The organism is Sedimentitalea nanhaiensis DSM 24252 (assembly GCF_000473225.1).
GTDB lineage: Bacteria > Pseudomonadota > Alphaproteobacteria > Rhodobacterales > Rhodobacteraceae > Sedimentitalea > Sedimentitalea nanhaiensis.
Genome location: NZ_KI421509.1, coordinates 2074534 through 2095604 on the forward strand (window position 1 = coordinate 2074534; position 21071 = coordinate 2095604).

Annotated in this window: 20 protein-coding genes and 1 pseudogene; 7 read left to right on the forward strand and 14 right to left on the reverse strand. The window is 57.5% G+C overall.

Annotated features, from left to right (window positions below; all coding sequences use genetic code 11):
- From NANH_RS26125 to NANH_RS0111940, 3 genes are all read right to left on the reverse strand, one after another.
- Nucleotides 1–214 (reverse strand): helix-turn-helix domain-containing protein (locus NANH_RS26125; RefSeq protein ID WP_036049787.1); only part of this gene is annotated, 214 nt, incomplete at its 3' end.
- 97 nt (nucleotides 215–311) lie between these two features.
- Nucleotides 312–1112, reverse strand: a complete 801-nt coding sequence (locus tag NANH_RS0111935; RefSeq protein ID WP_027262248.1) for a type 2 periplasmic-binding domain-containing protein — start codon at nucleotides 1110–1112, stop codon at nucleotides 312–314.
- A 22-nt stretch (nucleotides 1113–1134) separates the two neighbouring features.
- Nucleotides 1135–2265 carry an FAD-dependent monooxygenase gene (locus NANH_RS0111940; RefSeq protein ID WP_027262249.1) on the reverse strand — a complete coding sequence of 377 codons (1131 nt, stop codon included), beginning with the start codon at nucleotides 2263–2265 and terminating at the stop codon, nucleotides 1135–1137.
- 196 nt (nucleotides 2266–2461) lie between these two features.
- On the opposite strand from NANH_RS0111940, the gene NANH_RS0111945 reads away from it, so the two are divergent.
- Nucleotides 2462–3268, forward strand: coding sequence for an IclR family transcriptional regulator (locus tag NANH_RS0111945; protein WP_027262250.1), 807 nt, complete (start codon nucleotides 2462–2464; stop codon nucleotides 3266–3268).
- Here the strand turns inward: NANH_RS0111945 and NANH_RS0111950 are convergent.
- The 8 genes from NANH_RS0111950 to dctP form a co-directional block, all read right to left on the reverse strand.
- Nucleotides 3265–4749, reverse strand: a complete 1485-nt coding sequence (locus tag NANH_RS0111950) for an aldehyde dehydrogenase (protein WP_027262251.1) — start codon at nucleotides 4747–4749, stop codon at nucleotides 3265–3267. The genes NANH_RS0111945 and NANH_RS0111950 overlap by 4 nt on opposite strands.
- Before the next feature lie 8 nt (nucleotides 4750–4757).
- Nucleotides 4758–5585: an aspartate dehydrogenase gene (locus tag NANH_RS0111955; RefSeq protein ID WP_027262252.1), complete on the reverse strand. Its 828-nt coding sequence runs from the start codon at nucleotides 5583–5585 to the stop codon at nucleotides 4758–4760.
- A 5-nt stretch (nucleotides 5586–5590) separates the two neighbouring features.
- A complete protein-coding gene (locus tag NANH_RS0111960) occupies nucleotides 5591–7243 on the reverse strand; it encodes a thiamine pyrophosphate-binding protein (protein ID WP_036049791.1) in 1653 nt (550 codons plus the stop codon).
- A gap of 21 nt (nucleotides 7244–7264) precedes the next feature.
- Complete coding sequence (locus NANH_RS0111965) at nucleotides 7265–8056, reverse strand: SDR family oxidoreductase (RefSeq protein WP_211237092.1); 792 nt, start codon at nucleotides 8054–8056, stop codon at nucleotides 7265–7267.
- 2 nt (nucleotides 8057–8058) lie between these two features.
- Nucleotides 8059–8973, reverse strand: coding sequence for a VOC family protein (locus NANH_RS0111970; protein WP_027262255.1), 915 nt, complete (start codon nucleotides 8971–8973; stop codon nucleotides 8059–8061).
- The gene (locus NANH_RS26130; protein ID WP_051372396.1) at nucleotides 8970–9833 is read right to left on the reverse strand and encodes an alpha/beta fold hydrolase; all 864 of its coding nucleotides are present in this window, start codon (nucleotides 9831–9833) and stop codon (nucleotides 8970–8972) included. The genes NANH_RS0111970 and NANH_RS26130 overlap by 4 nt, the downstream gene beginning before the upstream one ends.
- Before the next feature lie 15 nt (nucleotides 9834–9848).
- On the reverse strand, nucleotides 9849–10391 hold the full coding sequence (locus tag NANH_RS0111980; protein WP_051372398.1) for a cupin domain-containing protein: 543 nt from the start codon (nucleotides 10389–10391) through the stop codon (nucleotides 9849–9851).
- A 487-nt stretch (nucleotides 10392–10878) separates the two neighbouring features.
- Nucleotides 10879–11853 carry a TRAP transporter substrate-binding protein DctP gene (gene dctP, locus NANH_RS0111985; RefSeq protein ID WP_161631369.1) on the reverse strand — a complete coding sequence of 325 codons (975 nt, stop codon included), beginning with the start codon at nucleotides 11851–11853 and terminating at the stop codon, nucleotides 10879–10881.
- Between the two features lie 408 nt (nucleotides 11854–12261).
- On the opposite strand from dctP, the gene NANH_RS0111995 reads away from it, so the two are divergent.
- On the forward strand, nucleotides 12262–13434 hold the full coding sequence (locus NANH_RS0111995; protein ID WP_036049794.1) for an FAD-dependent monooxygenase: 1173 nt from the start codon (nucleotides 12262–12264) through the stop codon (nucleotides 13432–13434).
- 136 nt (nucleotides 13435–13570) lie between these two features.
- Here the strand turns inward: NANH_RS0111995 and NANH_RS26135 are convergent.
- The 3 genes and pseudogenes from NANH_RS26135 to NANH_RS0112015 form a co-directional block, all read right to left on the reverse strand.
- A pseudogene (locus NANH_RS26135) lies at nucleotides 13571–13834 on the reverse strand (IS3 family transposase); the annotation flags it as partial.
- A gap of 470 nt (nucleotides 13835–14304) precedes the next feature.
- The gene (gene lepA / locus NANH_RS0112005) at nucleotides 14305–16104 is read right to left on the reverse strand and encodes a translation elongation factor 4 (RefSeq protein ID WP_027262259.1); all 1800 of its coding nucleotides are present in this window, start codon (nucleotides 16102–16104) and stop codon (nucleotides 14305–14307) included.
- A 391-nt stretch (nucleotides 16105–16495) separates the two neighbouring features.
- Complete coding sequence (locus NANH_RS0112015) at nucleotides 16496–17452, reverse strand: IS5 family transposase (protein WP_036049083.1); 957 nt, start codon at nucleotides 17450–17452, stop codon at nucleotides 16496–16498.
- 131 nt (nucleotides 17453–17583) lie between these two features.
- Between NANH_RS0112015 and NANH_RS28530 the strand changes: the two genes are divergently transcribed.
- The 5 genes from NANH_RS28530 (at nucleotide 17584) to NANH_RS0112040 (ending at nucleotide 21065) form a co-directional block, all read left to right on the forward strand.
- Complete coding sequence (locus tag NANH_RS28530; RefSeq protein WP_139236498.1) at nucleotides 17584–18189, forward strand: hypothetical protein; 606 nt, start codon at nucleotides 17584–17586, stop codon at nucleotides 18187–18189.
- Nucleotides 18186–18752 carry a hypothetical protein gene (locus NANH_RS28535; protein ID WP_139236500.1) on the forward strand — a complete coding sequence of 189 codons (567 nt, stop codon included), beginning with the start codon at nucleotides 18186–18188 and terminating at the stop codon, nucleotides 18750–18752. The genes NANH_RS28530 and NANH_RS28535 overlap by 4 nt, the downstream gene beginning before the upstream one ends.
- Nucleotides 18753–18979: 227 nt before the next feature.
- Nucleotides 18980–19291, forward strand: coding sequence for a hypothetical protein (locus NANH_RS0112030; protein WP_027262261.1), 312 nt, complete (start codon nucleotides 18980–18982; stop codon nucleotides 19289–19291).
- A gap of 74 nt (nucleotides 19292–19365) precedes the next feature.
- Nucleotides 19366–20331: a LysR family transcriptional regulator gene (locus NANH_RS0112035; RefSeq protein WP_027262262.1), complete on the forward strand. Its 966-nt coding sequence runs from the start codon at nucleotides 19366–19368 to the stop codon at nucleotides 20329–20331.
- A 17-nt stretch (nucleotides 20332–20348) separates the two neighbouring features.
- Nucleotides 20349–21065 (forward strand): NAD-dependent deacylase, encoded by a 717-nt coding sequence (locus tag NANH_RS0112040; protein WP_027262263.1) that lies wholly within the window; start codon nucleotides 20349–20351, stop codon nucleotides 21063–21065.
- Nucleotides 21066–21071: the final 6 nt, after the last annotated feature.

Genomic DNA, 21071 nt, shown 5'->3' on the forward strand with positions numbered 1-21071 from the left:
TTTTGCGCTGCTCAGACAGCAACCAAGCTGTCAGCTTCTCAGCATACGGATCCAGCTTGCTCGGCCGGTCCGGTCTCTGGAATTCGGGTTCGACAATCCCGGCCCGCAGATATTTCTTGATCGTGTTGCGAGACACGCCTGTTCGCCGCGCAATCTCGCGAATGGGCATCTTGTCTCGCAGCGCCCATTTCCGAATGACCCTCAAAAATCCCATGTCTACCACTCCAATAGCCCCCAGCTGAATCAAGCAGGGGCAAGGTTGCACATGGGTCAATTCTCAATGACAATTTCTGCAGTTGCCGGGTCAGTTCTCAGTGACAATCAACACCCAATGCTCTGGTACGCAGAGTTTTTTGGCCTTCAGCGAAAAGCTCCATGACCTCAAGCCCGGCATCCATCACTTTCTGCACGCCTTCATCGACATCCGTGGCCCAGGTTTCGCCAATTCGTGGAGACAGATCATCACGCACATCGGCGATGATGCGATTTTTCCGATCTTCCGGCAGACCATTCCAGGCTTCCTTGTAGAGCAGAGGCCGAAAGCCCGCACGATAGACGCCAGGGGAAAGGGCCTGAAACACAACACCCTTGAACTGAGACGCCCAATCGGCGGCACCGCGCATGCGTTTACCTTCAAGCCCAGCAATCGACGAGAACGGCGCATGCCGGGGGATGTGAAAGGCAAGATCGGTTGCGCGAACCTCGCCCGGAAAGAACACGTCTTTCTCAGCATGCAGTTCTGTCATCCGCTCGCAATACTTGGTTTCACGGATTTCTGCATAGGTCTGTTCCGATGGGTTCATCGTGGTCGATGTGGCCACCTGCCCCGCATCGTAGCTGGGGCCGGTGAATATGATGTCCATTGCACGGCCACCCACGGCCCCTGCCTGCCCAAACGGAGGCATCACCTCAGGACCACCGCGCCAGTTGGACTCGAATTCACCATCGAACCTGGCATTGATGTCATCGACAAACATCGCAAAGCCCCTGGAAATCCCCGCTTGTTTTGGGATCGGAAAAATGGCGTCTCTCGCGATTTTTCCGGCGCAGGCTGAGGTGGATGCGACCGCCACGATTGCCGCAACAATCGTGGCTTTTAGAACCTGTTTCACGGTTTCTCCCCTGGTGTCCGCTTCAACCCAGTCCTACGGTCCAGGCATTGTATCCATAGACCCAGTCAGCATTGCCACCTTCTTTCAGCCATTCATTGGCGAGCGAGTTTTTCTGAACTTCCGCTGTGCGGCCTTTGCGGGCGTTTTCATAACGCTGCAGTGCCTCTTCAACACCATCGGGTCCGACACCCTCCAGCGAGCGAGCCAGCACAACGGCATCCTCGATTGCCATACACGCACCCTGCGCCATAAACGGCACCATTGGATGCGCCGCGTCGCCCAATATCGTGACCCGGCCTCGTGCCCACTGCGCCATCGGCTCGCGCACATGCAGTGCAGATTTGGTCACTTCGGTGCAATTGGCGAGCAGCGCCTGTGCATTGGGGTGAAAGTTCGAATACTCTGCTCGCAATTCATCGGCATCTCCGGGCAAGGTCCAACCTTCTTCAGTCCAACCGTCCTGCGGTGTAGTTGCGAAAACAAAAATCTCTTCGCCCAGAGTCAGCGGAAAGGTCACGATCTGCTTTTCAGAAATCTCTCCCCACCATTTGGTGAACGCATCCAGATCCTCAAGCCCTTCGGCCTGAGACTTTGGAAAAACCGCCCGGTAGGATACGATGCCCGTGAACTTCGGATCGTCCTTGCCCCAAAGCGAGGTACGGACCGCAGAATGAATCCCGTCCGCGCCGATCACCACATCAAAGGTTTGGCTTGATCCGTCTTCGAATTTGATCGTAGCTCCATTGTCGGCCTGCTCAACCACAGCTGCCGCCATTCCCAGATGAATGCTGCTCTCGGGCAATTGGCTCTGCAGAGACTTCAAGAGATCCGCGCGGTGGATTGTCAATTGCGGCGCGCCATATTTTTTCTCAGCGGCATCGCTCATCGGAAGACGCGAGGTCTCCTCCCCCGTGACCCCATCTCGACTGATCCGATATGTGGGACGCGCTGCGGTTTTGCGCAGGTATTCTCCGACGCCAAGCTTGTCCAGAGCGAAAACAGCATTGGGTGTCAGGTTGATATCCGCCCCGATTCGATTAAATTCGGCAGCCCGCTCAAAGACTTGAACGACATGTCCGGCGTTTCGAAGTGCTATTGCTGCGCTAAAGCCACCAATACCCCCACCACAGATTCCGACATTCAGTTTGTTCACGGCACTCCCCCTAAGTGTTCAAAATTGAACATATCGTTCAACGAATGCTAGCAACATTTACCAAACAAGAAAACAGTTTTTTTGACCCTCGGTTGCCGGTAAGAACCAAATGCTGAAATAGGCGACTTTTTTTGCTTAGGTCTGTTCAAACACGCGCAATCTGTTCTATTTTGTACAAAAATCGCAAGAGGTTGTAATGATCCCCACTCCCGACAAAGTGTCTACTGCCTACTCCGTCCCACCGGTCGAGCGGGCATTGAACCTGCTTCGTTATATTGGAAACGGCAAAAAGTGCCGAAATCTCAGCACCGCTTCCAAGGAATTGGGGATCAACCGCACCACACTGATTCGCCTGATCCACACCCTTGCCGACAACCGTATGATTGAAGAAATTGAGGAAGGTGCGGGATACCGGCTGGGACCGGGCCTTATCAGCCTGGCCGCACAGGCCATTCATGGGCGCGATATTGTTCAAGTCTGTCAACCGATTCTGGCTGAATTGACCAAGGCCACCGGCATGTCGTCACATCTGGGCATTCTGGATGGTCCGGAAATCGTTTACCTCAGCCGGGAAACCCCGAACAGCCATCTCGTCAGCAATGTGCGCGCCGGATCACGCCTGCCCGCGCACGCATCATCGATCGGGCGTGCAATTTTGGCGGAGTTATCCGTGTCGGAACTGACCGAGCATTTTGCCACTACAGAACTTACCCCGCGCACCGACAAGACCCCAGTGACCCTGGAGGCCGTTCTGGAACAGGCCAGAGCAGACAAGGCTGCCGGGTTTGCCTGGAGCGAGGGGAACTATGAAAACGGCATCGGCTCGTGCGCGGCGGTCGTCTTTGATCGCAACGGGCACGTTGCCGGTGCGCTGAATGTTTCTGGTCCCCAGCACTTGTTCGCCGAGGAGACCAAAGCTGGTGATGGGGCGGTCAGAACTGCCGTCTTGAACGCGGCAAAACAGGCGTCTTTGGGGCTGGGCTATGGCGGCGACCAATATTAACGCAAGCGCGCCCAGGGGTGTGGTAAGCCGGACAGGTCCTGATAAATCGACTTTTGCCGCTGGTATGCACGCAAACCATCCCGGCCTTTTTCGCGCCCCATGCCGCTTGCACCATCGCCCCCAAACGGCGTCGTGATCGAAAATTGCTTGTAGGTGTTGATCCAGACCGTGCCGGCCCGTATGGCCCGCCCCAGACGCCAGCATTTCGCATGATCGCGCGACCAGATCCCGCAGGCCAGCCCATAATCATTGTCATTGGACATGGCAATCACGTCTTCTTCGTCGTCAAACGGCATGACAACAAGAACGGGGCCAAAAATCTCTTCTCGACAGGTTTGCGCTTGGTTTGTCAATCCGGCGATAATCGTGGGCTTGTAATAGGCCCCCTGATCATAGTCCGCTCCGGTAGGGCGCGAGCCCCCAGTCAGGACCTCTCCGCCTTCATCGCGGGCGGCCTGCACATACCCTTCGACCGAGGCGCGATGGTCGGCATGCACCATCGACGACACCTGTGTCGCCGCATCAAACGGGTGTCCGACACGCAGGGCATTAGTGGCCTGAACCAGCCGATCCACAAACCGGTCGTAGATACTGCGTTGCACAAACAGGCGCGAACCGGCAATGCAGCTTTGGCCACTGGACGAAAAAATCCCAAACAGGATACCGGCGAGGGCCTGAACCTCATTGCAATCCTCAAACACGATGGTCGGCGATTTACCCCCCAGTTCCAACGAAACCGGCATCAGTTTTTCGGCGGCGACATGGGCAAGCTGGCGCCCGGTTGACGTACCGCCTGTAAAGGACACTTTGGAAATATCGGGGTGCTCTACCAAAAGGTTTCCAACCTCACGGCCCGATCCCGGCAAAACCGAGAACAGCCCTTTGGGCAGGCCGGCCTCTTCGACGATGCGGGCCAGTTCAAGGCTGATCAAAGGCGACCAACTGGCCGGTTTCAAAAGAACCGCATTGCCCGCAGCCAAGGCGGGCGCGGCCTTTTGCGCATCCGATGCGATTGGTGAATTCCACGGCGTGATTGCCCCGACAAGCCCCAGCGGTTCATGGACCGAATAGGTCAGATAATCCCCGCGCGGCGAGGTCAAAAGATCATCTGCGGTTTCCAGAACAGCCCCAAAATACCGGAACGTCGCCGCCGCCGATGTCGCAAGCGCGCGTGTTTCAGTGCGGGTTTTGCTGGTGTCGCGGCTTTGCAACCACGAAATCCGGTCAATATTGGCGGTGATGCCATCCGCGATCCGGTAAAGATAGGTCGCACGCTCATGCGGTTTCAGGTTCTGCCAAGCCGGGTCGGTCTGGGCCGTTATTGCACGATCGATCGCGACCTCGACATCTTCTTTCGAGGCCCCGGCCAAAGTTGTATTTTCAGTGCCATCCGCAGCGAAAACCGAAGTGATATCGGAGCCGCGTCCGGTCTGCCATTCGCCGCCTACAAACAGGCGCCCGTCGGGAAAGGAATGATCCATGTCCGCTCCTAGATTACGATGGCGTCAGACCGGTTCAGGATGGTCCGCGCGAGGCTGAATGCCGTTGAAAGGGATGTTTTTGGGTTCAGAGGCGAGGCTTTTCCGATCAGGCGGACCGAATAGTCCACCGCTGCCGATCTGACCTCATATTCGTGGATATTGGCTGTGACTTGCGGGTCCGCAATCAGTCGAACCCGGGTTGCATCCATCCCGACGCCAGCCAAGGCCAGCGTTGCGGCCACATTGGCGTTTTTCGGAAAGGCTTTGGCGGCTTGCCGGGCGGAGCCTTCAAAAAATACAGCTTCCTGGGTCAGGGCGTCAAGGTCCAGGCGTTGCTCGGCCTCTGTCCCTTTCCAGGCGCTTGGCGGTTTGCGCCCCGTATAAATGACGCCTTGCAGGCCCGACAGGCGGGCCGCAGCCAAGGCATCGACCCCGCCAATGGCCCCTGCAGGCAAGATAATCTGGGCACTGGTCTTTTCCGCCGCATCCCTCAGCAATTGGAATAACACATCATCCCCAAGTGCGCCGATCGAGGCGACCACAAGGCTTGTCCCGGCGTCCAGGACACGAGGACCAAATTCCGCAACAGCCTGATGACCCGCGCATTCAACCACAAGATCCGGCATCGCGACCAGCAAATCCGCAATATCGGTAGTAATGTCGATTTGGCCGATCTGCCCCGCGCCGATGCCCTCCGCCAGCAAACGCGTTCGATCCGCCGCGCCGGGCCGCACAAGCAGCGAAAGCCGCTCTGGCGCGCCGCCGGGATAGTCACAGATTGCTTGCAAAAGGGTCTGGCCAATCGCGCCAAACCCGATCAGGGCCAGATGCTGCATGGGATTTATACCTTGTTGCCTGCGGCACCGGCGGGCGGCCCCGAGAAGGATTCCGCAAACGGGCCGATTTTGACCATGTCCACCTCAAGCAAAACCGGTCCCTTGACGGCCATGGCCTGATCAAAGGTCTCGGCAAAGGCACCGATATTGTCGACCATCATGTGCGGCATGTCTATGGCGTCGCACAGCTTGGCAAAGTTGGGCACCTTGATCTTGGAATAGTGGCGACGGCCATCATACTGCGCGTCCTGAATATTCTCGATCACGCCATAAGCGGCATCGTTCATCAACAGGAAGGTCACATTCAGATCTTCATCGACTGCGGTGATCAGCTCGGCAATGCCCAGCATCGACCCACCATCGCCCAGCAAAGTAATCACCCGCGCATCTGTCGAGGCCACCGCCGCGCCGATTCCCATGGCAATCCCCTGGCCAATACCGCCCCCAAGTGCGTGAACACCGAGGTTCGGGGCCGCGATCTGCACGTACCGGTTGCCAAAGGTGGAATTCGAGATCGTCACATCGCGCACCCAAGGGTGACACCCGGCCGGGACAACTTCCAGCAGGTGATCGGCCACCACTTGATACGGTCCCAGACGCTCACGCAATGCGCCTTCGGATTTGGCCCGTGCGACCGCAATTTCATAACTATGGTTCGGATCAACATCCAGCCGATCGGGTAAACGATCCAGCAATCCACGCAGCGTTTGCGCCGCACCACCATTCAGGAACATATCCACCGGATAGTTCCGCCCGCACTGGCTGGGCTCGGCGTCGATCTGCACCAGGGGCTGCGGAAGTTTCATCTTGTTGTTCAGGGTTTCATTGCCCCGCAGGCGCGACCCGACCACGATCATCAGGTCCGATGCCTGATAGATCCCCTGTGCTTCGGGGGTCATGTTGAAAGCGCCAAGGGTGGATGGGTTATCTTCGGGCACAACAGCGCGTCCCTGGGTCGAGGTCACGACGCCAAAGCCCCGTTGGACCAACTCGCACGCCTCGACCGAGGCCTCGCGTGCGCCACCTCCAAGCCAGATCATCGGGCGTTTGGCCGATTTGACCAGCTCGGCCAAGGCATCCAGTTGGGCGTCGCTGGCCTTGGGGGCGGTGACGGTCGGGGGAGACAGCTCAAAGCTGGTGACCGCATCCAAACGCTGAACGTCCACCGGAATTTCCAGACTGACGGGTCCAGCAGGAGGAGTGCTGGCGGCTCGAATGGCGGCGTCCAGCGTGCCGATTGCGGACTTCTCATCCCAGATCCGGAAATAGGCCTTGGAAACGCCTTTCAGCATCTCAGGCTGCTTGGGTACATCGTGAATAGCAGCCTGGTTACGGTCCATGAATTCACGATCGACCTGTGTGGTGATGTGCAGCAAACGGCTGCCAGCGGTCAGGGCCTCGGCCTGCCCACCGGCGGCGTTACCTGCGGCTGTTCCGGTTGAGGTGAGTACAACGCCAACTTCGCCGGACACGCGCGAAAACGCATCCGCCATGTTCATGGCCCCGGCCTCGCCACGCGCAGTGACAAACCGGATGCGGCCCTGTTCGGCAATCCCGTCAAGGATTGGCATATTGTGAATTGAGATCACACCAAAGACGGTTGTCACACCGGCATCAGCAAGGCTTTGAGCAATTTGATATCCAACGGTCTTGGTCATGGGGGTCTTTCTCGTCGTAATTCAGATAAAGCGGGAAACGCCGCCGGAGAGTTCCAATTTAGCGCCCGTCACATAGCTGGCCGCAGGAGAGGAAAGGAACAAAAGCGCTCGCGCGGCCTCTGCTGCATGTCCCAATCGCTGAAGTGGGATGTTCTTTTTTATCGCCAGATCGCGGAACCACGCTTCGCGCGACTGGCTCTGATCGGGGCGGGCCTCAAAACGGCGTTGCCATTGCTGGCTGTCAACCAGGCCGATCAAAATGGAGTTGACCCGAATGTCGGGGGCCAACTCGGTGGCCAGAGATTTCAGCAGGTTTTGCACGCCGGCCCGCGCGGCTGAGGTGCAGACCATATGAGGTTCGGGTTGATATGCCAGCAGCGAATTGACTGCGGTGACCGACCCGGTCCCGCTGGCGCGCAGCTGATCCTGAAAAGCGCGGATAGGGTGCAGTTGGCTGAAGATTTTCAGCTCAAGCTCATCGCGCCAGTCGGTATCCGAGGTGTCGGCAAAGGTTGAAACCCTGCCCTGCCCCGCATTTGTGATCAACGCATCGCAACCGCCAAACCTTGCGCAGACCTCTTGTGCGAACACGGTGTTCGCCTCGGGTTCAAGCACCGAAAACGCCTTTGCCAGAAGGCGAGCTTCCCCGTAGGCCGCTGCAAGATCGTCGCGCACGCGGTTCAGCCGATCCGCGCCGCGGGCGCAAAAAGCGACGTTTGCGCCTTCTGCCAGCGCAAGCTTGACCGTGGCCAGACCAATGCCGGACGAGCCGCCGGTCACAACCACGGTTTTTCCTGTCAGACCCAGATCCACCGTCAGTCTTTCTTCAGATGTGGAAAGCCGGGGTCAATCCGACCGGCCATAACGGTGCGCTGCGCCGGTGTGGGAGGGCCGGCCGTCATCCAGCGATCCATCGAATCCGGGTCGGTGCGCGACCAGACCTGTGCTTGGTGGGTGGCCTCATCAATCTGCTGCAACTCGGATGTGAATTCGATCACATAGCCCGAGGGCGAAACAAAATAGGCAAACGGGTTGTTGCCCGGCCCATGCCGCCCAGGCCCCCAGCTTGGCACCTGACCTTGCTGTTTCATCCGGCCAATGGCGCGCATATAACTGTCGAGATCGGGCAGCTCAAAAGCCACATGGTTTATCGCCGGGTATTTCGCACGGACAAGCGCGATGGAATGATGGTCGCTGCTGCAACGCAAAAACACCATCTGATCTGCGGAATAGTCGCTGACTTTAAAGCCCAGAACCTCCTGGTACCAGCGCTCCAGCCCTTCCATATCCGGGGTGTTCAGCACCACATGCGAAACTTTGCGCGGATAGGCAAAAACATCTTCAGCATCCTTCATCTGCAGATCGGTGGTAAATCGCAGACGGCGGTTGTCGGGATCCAGCACCTCGAAACCGTATCCGCCGATAAGGTCATCGAACACCGCCGGAGCCCCAAGCGCGCTCGCACCATTGGCAACCACCTGCGCATAAAGCGCATCCATATCCGAACGATTTTTCATCCCGAAATGGATATATTCTATACCGTAGGTGTCGCTGTCCTTCAGACCGTAAATAAAGGGTTCAGATCCGGTTCCACCCAGATAGGTGATACCTTCTTCGGACTGCGCAATGCGCAGCCCCCATAGTTTGGTATAGAAATCGGCTGTATCAGTGATATCCGGCGCACGCATGACGATGCCGCGCAAATGGCCAACTCGTATCGGGTTGTTCATTTCTTTCCTCCCTTGGCGGTTGTGTCGTTGTTCGTTCGATCTTGCCGGTCACATTGATGCAAAGCGAGTAAGGCCTGGACAAATTCCGTAGGCTTCTGCTGATAAATCGCATGCCCGGCATGGTTGATACGATGAATTTCGGGGCTGCGCCCTGTCGACGCGGACCATGCTTGCGCTGCGCTCAGGGTCTGTTGCTCGGGCGTGACACGATCATTGATGCCGATAATAAAACCGACATCAACCCGGGTGTTGCGAAGAGACGCAGGCAGATCCCCCGAGGCCAGCATCCTGACGGCTTGCGCATATCCGGCGCGATCAACCCGTGACATAGCGTTTTGCACCTGTGCAACGACATCTGGATGCAGCAGCGGTTCAAATACCAATCGCGGCGCGCGCCGTGCTGCAAACGTATCCGCACCGAGCAGATCCAGCTCTTCGATCCGGCCAGCAACGGCTTTTGGCAAGCTCGCCCCTTGATCAACCCCATACCCACAAGCACAGGATGCCAGGATCAGCCGCTCAACCCGGTTTGGATATGCCTCGGCAAAAGCACCCGCTATGAGCGTTCCAAGCGAATGGCCGACCAGAGTCGCGCTCCGGATTCCGACAGCATTCAGAAATCCGTACAGCGCATCCGCATAATCAGATGCCAAAGGCCAATGCGCGCTCAAATGACGTGAGCCGCCATAGCCGGGTGCATTCCAGGCAATTGCCCTTACATCCCCAGGCAAATGGCTCAACAAGTGCTGGAACGATGAGGCATTTGATCCGATACCATGCAAAAACACCATGGCGTCACGATGCCCCGGACGCTCTAGGTAAGTGACGCCATCTGCTGTTTTTTCGACGATATCGGACATCTTTGTCTTCCCGGATCAGCGCTTCAGCTTTGAAACAGGATGGTCTTCTGGATATGTCGGCGTTACCGGTTTCGGGTTGCCGATCATCACACACATCAGAGCCTCTTCAATGCCCTCGTTGCGCAGACCGCGATATACGCCCGGGGGCACGGAAATGATGTCGCGTTCAGTCAGGACGGTTTCGACTTCTTCGCCCTGATGTTCGATGAACAAGCGGATCTTATGTCCTTTGAGGACAAAGAACACTTCTTCGGCGTCGCGGTGGATGTGCAACGGACCCTCACAGCCTGCCGGCAGAACCATGGTTGAAAACGTGAAATTCTCGGCAGGAATAACATTGTCATCCGAAGCCACACCGGTTGCACCGGTCCCAATATAGCGCATCTGGGCACGTTTGTATTTCGGGTCATGGTCAGCCTGGAATTTCAGAGCATTCCAGTCCAGCGTCCGCGTTTCATAACGCGCGACGCGGCTCTCGACCCACTCACCCAGCGTTTTGCCTTCGGGGATCTCGACGTCATCTGGTTCGATCGACGGAAATTTCTTGGGCGCTGCCATTGATGGTCTCCTTACTATCTGTTCATATGTGAACTTATTGTTCATTATTATTATTTACAGATTCCCGTTCATGTGTCAACAACCGCGTTCACAGGTTGGTAATGAAATCCGCAGCGTATTGTTAATAAGGGCCCACAGCGCGCTATCCGCCCGCTTGGCGGGCTGGGAATTGCGGTTTGACACAGCTTTGAGACCGGCGGCCGATGACCCAAGATCTGCTGCCACCGCCGCAATACGGCCAAGCAGCGCGGGTCCAGAACCATGCTCTTGGCCTGATCAGTGCTATTGTGAATGGGAGGCACCCTTGGCCAAGATATCGCCGGATTGGCGTTCATCCAAAAAGCCGCCCACGCGCGGCAGCCGGATCGGGGACTATCGGCAATCCCGCCGCAGCAGTCCAGCGTGGGCGGCTCAAAACGTAGCAGGCCCGGCACGAAGAAACAGAACGGGGCCTTCGCCTCGTTCTGTTCACGGTATAAATGCCCGGTCAGTCGACCAGCATCGAGCGAAGTTCCGAAGCTTGCTCTTCACCGGCGGCTTCGGCCACGCCTGCCCATGCGGCATCCAGTGCCAGCTCACGGAGTGACACGGCGTCTTCTGACGACAATTCAAACTTCGAGAAACCCTCGGCAGCCATTCCCTCAGCCGCTTTCACAACCTTTTCCGCCCAGATAGCATCAATCCGAGACGAAAGATTGCCTCTTACGTAAGCCGTGATGCGGTCGCGCAATTCCTGCGGCATCTCGTTCCATGCGTCCTGATTCACCAGGATTGGGAAACCGGCCCGGTATACGCCCGGATAAACGACAGTAGACACAACACCTTTGTATTGTTCGCCACGCACAAGCGGGCCCATTGCGAACCCGTCAATAGTACCACGCTCCATTGCGGTATAGATTTCACCTATCGGCAAAATCAGCGGTTCTGCGCCCAAAGCTTCGACGAGGGGTGCCAGCGTCGGGAAAACGCGGACACGCTTGCCTTTGAGGTCATCAAGCGACGTGATCGGGGCGTTCAAATAGAGCAGAAAGCTCAGGTCTGTCGCCGGCACTTCACCCAGAAAAACAAGGTCTTTTTCCGCGTGGATTTCTGTCATGCGTTCATAGTAACCGGTCTGGTTGATCTCATCGTACCGCTTGAACGACAGATTCATGGACGTCGAACTTGGCACCAAACCGGAATAGTAGCTGGGACTGGTAAAAGCCATGTCAATCGCACCGTTGCGAACGGCTTCGGCCTGCTTGAATGGCGGCATGACTTCTGGACCACCACGCCATTTGATCTGGAATTCACCTTTGAATTCGTTGTTGATCTCTTCAATAAACATGGCGAAGCCTGCGGAAATACTGGCTTGGCGCGGAGTCATAGACACCGCGTTCATCGTGAATTCTTCAGCCCAGGTTGCTCCGGTTGTGATCGCCAGCGATGCGGCCACCAGAGTGCTTTTCAGAAAATGTTTCATGTTGTCTCCACTTTTTTGGTTGTTGGTCATGTCAACGGAGTTCAGGGGGCGTGGCTGTTTCTGCACGCTTTGGTTCGCACCCTACCCAAAAGCCGCGCGCCACCTCCAACGGTGGCGATTTACGGCAGGTTTGTTGTAGGCTTAGCCGTTCGCCGACCCTTCGCTTATCGTTCAATAGTGAACTGTTAGTTCAAGTATTGTGGAGATTCATTTTCTGTCAAGAAAATTATGAGAACCGCGCCCTGAACTGCTGATGTAAGATCACTCACCCGTCGTGCATACAGTGGTGGCTGGGCCGGCCTTCAAGGCAGCCAAGTATTCTAAGCAGCAAAACAATCTTGACGTAAGCGATATTCAGCCCGATAATGTGAACAATTAGTTCTATATTGAACATCAAGGGTGTGCACTATGGCCAATTCTTCTTTGAATATCCTCATTGTAGGCGGCGGGATCGCTGGTTGCGCAGCAGGAATCTCTTTTTCCTCTGCGGGGCACAATGTGCGAATCGTCGAAAAGCAGGAGCTGTGGAAATTCCAGAGCTCCGGAATTTTCGTTTATAGCAACGGCCTGGAAAGCTTGCGCGATCTCGGCGTGCTCGATGAAATTCTGATAGCAGGCTTTACCATTCCTGATGGGATCAACAGTTACTTTGACCACTCTGGTGCTGAAATTGTCGAAACGAAGTACCCGACAGCAGACGACGGGAAAATTCCGGCAATTCTGGGAATCAAACGTGCCGAGTTGCACCGTGTTATGGCCAACAAGCTCGCAGCCATGGGCGTTGAAATTATCCTGGGCACGACCGTAACGTCCATTCAGCAATCCGAACACACCGCCAGCGTAACGCTCACGGATGGGTCTTGCGACAGCTATGATCTGGTAATCGGCGCTGATGGGTTGCGCTCAGAAATTCGCCCGATGATCGGGATTGATGTTAAACCCAAATATACCGGATTTGGCATATGGCGGTCAGTACATGAACGCCCGGAAACCCTCGTGAACAAAATCATGATGATGGGGCCGGGAAAACGCTTCGGCATCATGCCGATAAGTGATGACCGGCTGTACACCTTCGGCACTGTCGCAGAGCCGGAGGGGTCCTTTTTCCCACCGGAAACATGGGCCGAAACCATGCAAAGCCGATTCGCGGAGTTCAGCGGCCCGGCCCGGCAGTTTCTGGACGCACTGGGGCCAGAGAGCGAAATTCTCTATACGGCTGTCGAAGAGGTCGTGCTGCCGCTTCCATGGCATCGCGGTCGCGTTGTCTTGATTGGTGACGCCTGTCACGCTTCGACCCCATTTATGGGGCAAGGTGGCGCGATGGCCATGCAGGATGCGGTTGTTCTAGCACTATTATTGGCGGGCGATTTGTCCGTCGACGCCGCATTGCAAAAGTTCGGCGAACTTAGACTGCCCGTGTGCCAGTTCGTTCAGAACGTGTCCCGCGCGGTCGGAGAAGCTGGCGCCAAAGAGAGCAAATCTGCCTCGTCACCGGATTATTCGGGGTTGCGTGATACGGCTCAGACCGCCGTGGATGATTTTTATGGAACGCTCAGAGCACTCAACGGCACGGCCCCATGAAAACGGGATCGTTTGAAGCTGGAGTTTTCCGCCAGGCTTCCCGGGCCGGGAAAGGCGCTGTATCGCATGAAGGCTGGACCTATCGCGCTTTGTGCCGTCCCAGGTGCTCGTTCTGGCCGCTTTCCGTTCGAGGGCCGACGGGGCTTTTGCGGCCCAGTTCTGAGTGCCGCCGTCGCGGATTGTAGAAGCCGTTTATGTATTCGAAGAGCGCCATCGCAGCCTGCCTGCTGACCGCCCGACCGATCGCCCGTCGTGCATACGGATCCAGGATCACAGCGAGAAACAACCAACATTCACGGGGCCAAACACAGCTGATGTCGCCGGCCCCTTTCTGGTTTGGTTTCTCCGCTGTGAAGCCCCGATCCAGCAGGTTCGGCGCGCTGGGGAATTTACGGTCACTGCCGATCGCGTCACCCATCACTGCGCCATCGTCGAGACCGGCAATGCCTCATACCGCTTCGCGCAGAGCAAAAGCCGCAGCAAAAATAATCGTCGCGCAAGCAATGCCCCAGCCGGACTCGCTATGTGAAGGCGGCCCGCCCGGGCGCATTGCGCCTCAAAGACTGGGTCAGTTTTGAACGCTCACTGACAGGCAGTCTATGATGCGATCACCTGCGCACGTTCATTGCCGTCGATCTGGATCCTGCGGCCATATCAAGCGCCACTTAACCCGCCGCGAGGACCGCCCTATCGACTGGGCGTCCAACAAGGAACGGCATCTCGTCGAGAGTCTCCCAACAATCTCAAACGCTTCCGCAGAATCGTCCTGCGCTGCGAGAAAACCGTCAGCTCGTTCAACCCCGTCATCGACCTGGCATGCGCTATGGCCTGGATGAACCAAATGCAGACGCCGCCCAACGAAAGTCAGTATTAGCTGTCCATCTTCAGGGCGGAAATAAACGCCTCTTGCGGAATATCGACTTTTCCGAACTGGCGCATCCTCTTCTTGCCCTTCTTCTGCTTTTCCAGCAGCTTTTTCTTGCGCGTCGCATCGCCGCCATAGCATTTGGCAGTCACGTCCTTGCGCATGGCCGACAGGGTCTCGCGGGCTATGACCTTGCCGCCGATCGCGGCCTGAATCGGGATCTTGAACATGTGGCGCGGGATCAGGTCCTTGAGCTTTTCGACCATGGCGCGGCCCCGCGCCTCGGCGCGGTCGCGGTGGACCATCATCGACAGGGCATCGACGGGCTCGTCATTGACCAGGATCGACATCTTGACCAGGTTGTCCTGGCGGTAGTCGGTCAGGTGATAATCGAACGACGCATAGCCCTTGGTGACCGATTTCAGCCGGTCGTAGAAGTCGAAGACAACCTCGTTCAGGGGCAGATCATAGACCACCATGGCGCGGCTGCCGGCATAGGTCAGGTCCATCTGGATGCCGCGGCGATCCTGGCACAGTTTCAGCACATCGCCGAGGTATTCGTCGGGCACAAGGATGGTCGCCTTGATGCGCGGCTCTTCCAGGTGATCCACATGGGTCAGGTCCGGCATGTCGGCGGGGTTGTGCAGCTCGGCCATGGTGCCGTCACGCATATAGATATGATAGACCACGCTGGGCGCGGTGGTGATCAGCTCGATATCGTACTCACGCTCGATCCGGTCGCGGATGACCTCGAGGTGCAGCAGCCCCAGAAAGCCGCAGCGAAAGCCAAAGCCGAGGGCGGCGGAGGTTTCCATTTCATAAGAGAAAGAAGCGTCGTTCAGGGCCAGTTTCTCGATCGCGTCGCGCAGGTCTTCGAATTCGGCGGAATCCACCGGGAACAGGCCGCAGAACACCACCGGCTGGGACGGTTTGAAACCGGGCAGCGCCTTGTCGGTGCCGTTCTTTTCATGGGTGATGGTGTCACCGACGCGGGTATCGCGGACCTGCTTTATGCTGGCGGTGAGAAAGCCGATCTCGCCCGGACCCAATTCGTCGATCACCTGCATGGCGGGGCGGAAGACCCCGATGCGGTCGACATGGTGGACGCTGCCGTTCTGCATCATCCGCACCCGGTCGCCCTTTTTCAGCACGCCGTCCATGATGCGCACCAGAACGATCACGCCCAGGTAGGAGTCATACCAGCTGTCCACCAGCATCGCCTTGAGCGGGGCGTCGCGGGCGCCCTTGGGGGCAGGCAGGTGGTTGACGATGGCTTCCAGGGTTTCGTGGATGCCGACGCCGGTTTTTGCGCTGACCCGGATCGCGCCGGAGGCATCGATGCCGATGACGTCCTCGATCTGTTCGGCCACACGGTCGCAGTCGGTGGCAGGCAGGTCGATCTTGTTCAGGACCGGCACGATTTCGTGGTTGGCGTCGATGGCTTGGTACACGTTGGCCAGCGTCTGCGCTTCAACGCCCTGGGTGCTGTCCACGACCAGCAGCGAGCCCTCGACCGCGCGCATCGAGCGGCTGACCTCGTAGGCAAAGTCGACGTGCCCCGGCGTGTCGATCAGGTTGAGCACATATTGCTCGCCGTCGTCGGCCAAATAGTCGATGCGCACGGTGTTGGCCTTGATGGTGATGCCCCGCTCGCGTTCGATGTCCATGGCGTCGAGCAGCTGTTCCTTCATGTCACGGCCGGCAACGGTGCCGGTCTCCTGGATCAGGCGGTCGGCAAGCGTGGATTTCCCGTGGTCGATATGCGCGACGATGGAGAAATTGCGAATATGTGCGAGGTCTGTCATGGATCGGGATATGATTAGGTTTTGTGGGTTGGTCAAGCACACATCAACGGTACTGTATGATCCGTTTTTGGTTTCAGATATTCCGCTCGCAGACGTCAATTCGAATCGGAACGCTCTGAGGCATGCTCAGATAGCTCCCGAGAAGCGCAGATTTCGTCTAGGCCTACGGTGTGGGCAACACCGTCTTAAGTTGTCAAAATCAACGGAGGCCCCCGTGTGGGTTGATTTTTCCCGAAAATTTGATATTATGGAACGTCTGATCAACCGGTTCGGCTGCGCCGAGATTTTGGCTTGATGGTCTGGCAAGGCGTGAGACAGGTTGTTTGCGGCCGGTCAAGCGGCTTCAGGGCTGCCATTTCGGCGTTTTGGCGTATTCTGGGCGGACTCATCCTCATGCCATCAGCCTCCGTCGCACCAGAAACAGGTTCCCGAGTGCGAACAGCGTGAAGAGCTGGGCGCGGTTCTTGGCGAGGCCCCGGTAGCGGGTTTTCACGTGGGCAAACTGGCGCTTCACGATCCGGAACGGATGCTCGACTTTGGCTCTCACCATCGCGATCACCCGGTTGATCCGTTCGTCGAGGGAATGCAGCTTGCCACCCTTGGGCGCCTTGCGCATGACGCCCCAGAACTTGCCCGGTCCCGTGAACGCCGCCTCGCGCTCGGCGCTGACATAGCCCTTGTCGGCCCAGACCGAAGTTTCCTCGCCGTGCAGCAGGTCGTCCCAGACCTGGCTGTCGTGCAGTCTGGCGGTCGAGGTGTCCAGGCTGTGAACAACGCCGCTGTCCGCATCGACGCCGATGTGGGCTTTCATACCGAAATACCAGTCATTTCCCTTCTTCGTGGACGACATCTCGGGGTCGCGTGCACCCGCCTTGTTCTTCGTCGAGGACGGCGCGTCGATGATGGTCGCATCGACCAAAGTCCCCGAGCGCAGGGTGATCCCCTTGTCTGCCAGATGCGCGCTCACCTCCGCGAAAATCGCCTCAGTCAGCCCATGCCGTTCGAGCAGGTGGCGAAAGTTGAGGATCGTAGTCTCATCCGGAATGCGGTCGTCACCCAGCTCGATCCCGGCAAAGCGGCGCATCGCATCGCTGTCATACAGCGTCTCTTCTGCCATCGGGTCGCTCAGGGCATACCAATTCTGGAGGAAATAGACCCGCAGCATCATCTCCAGCGGCATCGGCGGGCGACCGCCCTTGGAGCCGACTTTCGGGTAGTGCGGAGCGATCAGCGCCAGCATGCGGCCCCAGGGCACCACCTCATCCATCTCCGCCAGAAACTGTTCCCGCCGCGTCACCTTCTTCTTCATCACATCGCGAAGACCGGGAAAAACAGGTTGCTTTGGCATCGGAACGGCTCCTTGGCGGGTTGCCTCAAGTCTACCAGATCACGCCAGAAGCGGCAGGTTTTTCAGATGTTCCTTATATAGTATTTCGAGTTAGCTGTTTTAGCGAGTTAGCTGTTTTAGAGGGTAAGTCTATGATCCACACCGTTCAAAACAGACTTAAGCTTCCGAAGGGGCTTCGCCGATCAGAAACCTATGATTGGTATCAGTCACAGACAGCCCGAAAGCCCATACCGATCTTATCGCGGCGTATTGTGATAGCCTCGATGGCAGCAACCCCGCTAGCGATTGTCGATCCGTTTTCGAACTCCCCTGAAAGGGGATTGGGAACTCCACGGGCCGAGGCAATCTCTTTTTCGGCACTTATTCTCGCATTAATCTCAGCGTTGGAACTTTTTCAGAAATCCATTCAGCTTTATCGCGATCTGCGGGTTGATGTAGAACTCAGCAATCCGGATGAAAATCAAGCCCAACAGGGTAAAGTTGTGTCTGCAGTATTCGACGAGAATGAATATACTGAAAACGTTGTTGATCACGGATTAGCTCTACCTGCAATGGAGTTTGAGCGCTCCTCAATAGAATCTGACGGGCCCTCGTTCAAATGGGACGCTAATGTACCGGCAGGCGGAAGATACATCCAGCCATTGGCCATCCAAGCAGAAAAGCCAGGGGAAAAGATGTTTGAAACCATGGCAGGGCTAAATGTGAAGGGCGACTACTTCAAGGTCATGACATCGTGAAACAATATTCTATTCTATCAGCTATTGCGGTCATTGCCGGGCTTTCTGGGTGCGATACATTTGAGGAGGCATATGTAGGTACCTTCACACAGCCGCAGCCTCCCCCTTCCAAAACGCCGACGGACTATCGCTTTGCAAGGCCAGCTGAAATCCTTACATCAAACCCCGAGCTATCAGAGGGGGGCCTCGAAGTCGGAAATTTCGATGTCTCGATCGAAAAAGCGAATGTATTCACAAATTCGCCCTACCCGGGGATTCCGATAACTTTTGACATGACATTCCGAAACAATGAAAAATTCACCGTTGCGGTGGCGCTGCAAAGTTTATTGTTTGATGCAAGCGATTTGAGCAATCCGTCAGTAGAATCAACCTACACTCAAAAGTTGGACCTTTCGAAGAACCAGGTGGTGCGAGACCTTAATGTTGTTGGACCCCGGCCAAAATCAATAGGCCCGAAACTTGTGGTTTTTGATATCCTGGCTAGAGATACGAATGGTGATGTTGTTGTTTTAGACCGTTTTCAATTGGAGGGTATTGAGATCGTTGCCGATCCTGGTGTCTGATTTCTCCGGGACCGGACAATATAATGTTGTTTCGGTTGCATCTCCATTTTCAGTGGATCTGATGAGCGACGTGTGTCCGGTCCAATGAATGACTGCCTTTGGAATGCTGTGTTTTGCTCTGCCGTGCTCATCTCGCGAACTCAATTGATCCGTTAACCGGATTGCGCCATACTGAGCATCGAGACTCAGGGGCGGCAAGACCCCAGGTGATGGAATGAGGCAGCAGCATGACACGTTTTCTATTGGCAATCGCTTGTGCGGGCATGGTGTCCGTATCGATCCCGGTACAGGTTGACGCCGGAGTCATCGACCGGGCCTGCCGGACCTCGGGGCGCACGGCGGCGACGCCGCAGATGTGCCGGTGCATACAGGCGGTGGCCAACAGCAGCCTGAGTCGCTCTGAGCGCAAGAAGGCGGCGAAATTCTTTCAGGACCCGCATATGGCCCAGCAGGTACGCCAGTCGGACCGGCGCAGCGACGAGACGTTCTGGCTGCGCTACAAGGCCTTTGGCGAACGCGCCCGGCAGACCTGCAGCTAAGCCGCGCCGGACCTGCGGGGCTTGACCGTTGATCGCCACCGCTTCACAACGGGTGACATGCGGAACATCGGGCAATGTTGATCAAGGGCGTGACCCTGCGGGGGCTTGAAGTATTCGAGGCCCTGGCCCGGACCGGATCTGTCGCTCAGGCCGCCGAGCTGACCGGATTGAGCCAACCCGCCGTCAGCCAGCAGTTGCGCAATCTGGAAACCGCCCTGGGCACCGATCTGATCGACCGCGCCCGCCGCCCGATGCGGCTGACACCGGCGGGGCGGGGGTTTCTGGCGCGCACCCAGACCGTGCTGGCCGAATTGCGTCAGGCGCAAAGCGAGCTGACGGTGATGGATCTGAGCCATCTCGGCACGCTTTCGATTGGGCTGATTGACGATTTTGACAACGATCTGACGCCACGTTTGGTGACAATTCTGGCCGACAGCCTGACCGGATGCCGGTTCAAGCTGATCACTGCACCAAGTCACGAAATCAGCACCGCGATGCAGGCCGGCCGGTTCCATATCGCGGTGGCGGCCAGCACCAACCGAGTGCAGCAGGGAGTCGTGGAATACCCGCTTGTGCGCGACCCCTTCATGCTGGTGGCACCACGGGGCGCTATCGGTTCGGCGGACGAGATCCTGCAAGGCGCGCATGGTCTGCCTCTGTTGCGCTATGCCCGTGAACAGCTGATCGGGCAACAGATCGAAGCGCATCTGACGCGGCAGCAGCTTGAGTTCGAGGAACGGTTCGAGATCGGCAGCCATCTGGCGCTGATGGCGATGGTGGCACGGCGCATCGGCTGGGCGGTAACGACGCCGCTGGGCTACATGCGAGCGGTGCGGTTCCATGACGAAATTGACGCTTTTGCGCTGCCCTTTGGCAGTTTTGCGCGAACGATCTCACTGTTTGCAGGGGCCGATTGGGCCGACCGGGTGCCGCGCGACGTGGCCGGTACCATGCGCCATCTGGTGCAGGCACAGATGATCGATACGGCGGTGACGCGCCTGCCATGGCTAGCGGGGCAGTTACGGGTGATTGACGGGTGAATACCCAAGCGAACGGTGTGGAAAAAATCGTGATATTGACCGGGGCCGGAATTTCGGCGGAAAGCGGGCTGGGCACGTTCCGGGACGAAGCCGGGCTGTGGTCGCAACACCGGATCCAGGACGTGGCGACGCCCGAAGGGTTTGCAAAGAATCCCGGTCTGGTGCAGGGGTTCTACAACGCACGGCGCGCACAGGCGGCGCAGGCCGTTCCCAACGCCGCCCATCGCGCACTGGCGCAGCTGCAGAGAGAATGGCCCGGCGAGGTGGTGATCGTGACGCAGAATGTCGATGTGCTGCACGAAGCCGGCGGCGCACGTGACGTCCTGCACATGCATGGAACTCTGACGGGCGCGCTCTGTGGCGCATGCGGTCATCGATGGCCCGCGCCGCCTGTGATGCGGGCCCATCAGCCCTGCCCGAACTGTACCGCGCCGATGGCGCGGCCCGACGTGGTCTGGTTCGGCGAAATACCCTATCGCATGGAACAGATCCTTGGCCATGTCGGCACGGCCGATCTCTTTGCCGCCATCGGCACCTCGGGACAGGTCTACCCCGCTGCGGGTCTCGTGGACGCGGCCACGGCAGCAGGAGCCCACACCGTCGAGCTGAACCTCGAACCTTCGGAAATCACCGCCCGCTTTTGCGAAACGCGGTTTGGCCCGGCAACAGTCACGGCACCCGATTGGGTTGCAACGATGCTAAACCGCCGCCGTCCCGCGACGGCCGGACCCTGAAAGGCC

What these genes read in the sequence shown, in the direction of transcription:
- NANH_RS0111945 (WP_027262250.1), top strand. Translation starts at nt 2,462, where the DNA reads ATGATCCCCACTCCCGACAAAGTGTCTACTGCCTACTCCGTCCCACCG.
- NANH_RS0111950 (WP_027262251.1), bottom strand. Translation starts at nt 4,749, where the DNA reads ATGGATCATTCCTTTCCCGACGGGCGCCTGTTTGTAGGCGGCGAATGG.
- NANH_RS0111955 (WP_027262252.1), bottom strand. Translation starts at nt 5,585, where the DNA reads ATGCAGCATCTGGCCCTGATCGGGTTTGGCGCGATTGGCCAGACCCTT.
- NANH_RS0111960 (WP_036049791.1), bottom strand. Translation starts at nt 7,243, where the DNA reads ATGACCAAGACCGTTGGATATCAAATTGCTCAAAGCCTTGCTGATGCC.
- NANH_RS0111970 (WP_027262255.1), bottom strand. Translation starts at nt 8,973, where the DNA reads ATGAACAACCCGATACGAGTTGGCCATTTGCGCGGCATCGTCATGCGT.
- NANH_RS26130 (WP_051372396.1), bottom strand. Translation starts at nt 9,833, where the DNA reads ATGTCCGATATCGTCGAAAAAACAGCAGATGGCGTCACTTACCTAGAG.
- NANH_RS0111980 (WP_051372398.1), bottom strand. Translation starts at nt 10,391, where the DNA reads ATGGCAGCGCCCAAGAAATTTCCGTCGATCGAACCAGATGACGTCGAG.
- dctP (WP_161631369.1), bottom strand. Translation starts at nt 11,853, where the DNA reads ATGAAACATTTTCTGAAAAGCACTCTGGTGGCCGCATCGCTGGCGATC.
- NANH_RS0111995 (WP_036049794.1), top strand. Translation starts at nt 12,262, where the DNA reads ATGGCCAATTCTTCTTTGAATATCCTCATTGTAGGCGGCGGGATCGCT.
- lepA (WP_027262259.1), bottom strand. Translation starts at nt 16,104, where the DNA reads ATGACAGACCTCGCACATATTCGCAATTTCTCCATCGTCGCGCATATC.
- NANH_RS0112015 (WP_036049083.1), bottom strand. Translation starts at nt 17,452, where the DNA reads ATGCCAAAGCAACCTGTTTTTCCCGGTCTTCGCGATGTGATGAAGAAG.
- NANH_RS28530 (WP_139236498.1), top strand. Translation starts at nt 17,584, where the DNA reads ATGATCCACACCGTTCAAAACAGACTTAAGCTTCCGAAGGGGCTTCGC.
- NANH_RS0112030 (WP_027262261.1), top strand. Translation starts at nt 18,980, where the DNA reads ATGACACGTTTTCTATTGGCAATCGCTTGTGCGGGCATGGTGTCCGTA.
- NANH_RS0112035 (WP_027262262.1), top strand. Translation starts at nt 19,366, where the DNA reads ATGTTGATCAAGGGCGTGACCCTGCGGGGGCTTGAAGTATTCGAGGCC.